This is a genomic window from Bradyrhizobium sp. PRIMUS42, from assembly GCF_023006515.1.
Classification (GTDB): domain Bacteria; phylum Pseudomonadota; class Alphaproteobacteria; order Rhizobiales; family Xanthobacteraceae; genus Bradyrhizobium.
Genome location: NZ_JALBGZ010001278.1, coordinates 1 through 954, shown reverse-complemented (window position 1 = coordinate 954; position 954 = coordinate 1). Strand labels below are relative to the sequence as shown.

The window sequence follows — 954 nt, the reverse complement described above, 5'->3', positions numbered from 1 at the left end:
ATGCCGGCGAAGGCCGCGGCCTGTAGTCCCCCGACGCTTTCGCTGACGCAGGCGATGCGCCAGCGCAGGTTGGCGCGTTCCAGCGTATCGATGGCGTAATCGCGGTAGATGTTGCCCGGCGGCAGCAGCGCTAGCGGGATCGGGCGCTCCTGATGCGCGGCGGATTGCTCGCCCGTCATCCACACCAGCTGCTCGCGACGCACCACCTGGCCGCCGGTGAAGTCGTTCATGCGGGTCACGAGGGCAATGTCGACATCGCCGCGTTTGACGAGGCCGACCAGCGGGGTGGACAATGCACAATTCAGCTCGACCTGAACGCGCGGGAAGGATTTTCGGAACACGCTCAGAATCTGCGGCAGCATGAACGCCGCATAGAGGTCGGGCGTACCGAGCACGACCTGGCCTTCGATCTCCTGCGAAGCCAGCTGCGAAATCAGCTCGTCATGCAACCTCAGGATGGACTTGGCGTAGGTGAGGACGGTGGTGCCGTCGTCGGTCAAGGTCAGCCTGCGGCCACCATGCTCGAACAGCTGCTTGCCGGTAAGCTCCTCCAGCCGCTGCAATTGCAGCGTGATCGCTGGTTGAGTGCGGCCCAGCCGTCGCGCGGTCTCAGTGATGCTGCCGGTCTCGACCACGGAGATCAGCGAGCGGAGCATGCGGATGTCGAGGCTGATGAGGTTCATGAGGGCACTCGTTTCACCCGGTATTATGCAAAATTTGTGCTCAGTGCCTCTCAACGATGACCGGGCGCTGGATCAGGCCGCGGGCCGGCACTCAGTTCAGTAAACAGCTTGCTTGCCGCACTTCGCTCAAGAAGGCCTTGGCGAGGCGCGACAGGGGTTCTGCTTCCGACCATAGCATATAGGCCACCGCCTGCGTCGCCGGCGCGAAGGGCCGCACGACCAGGCCGTTGCCGCCGTTTTGCCGCGGCGAGAAGGGGTCGACCACGGCGAC

Annotated in this window: 1 protein-coding gene and 1 pseudogene; both read right to left on the bottom strand. The window is 64.2% G+C overall.

The window, feature by feature from the left end; translation table 11 throughout:
- On the bottom strand, positions 1-683 hold a 683-nt coding region (locus tag MOV75_RS39680; protein ID WP_247008295.1), incomplete at its 3' end, for a LysR substrate-binding domain-containing protein.
- A gap of 91 nt (positions 684-774) precedes the next feature.
- Positions 775-954, bottom strand: a pseudogene (locus tag MOV75_RS39675) (LysR family transcriptional regulator); the annotation flags it as partial.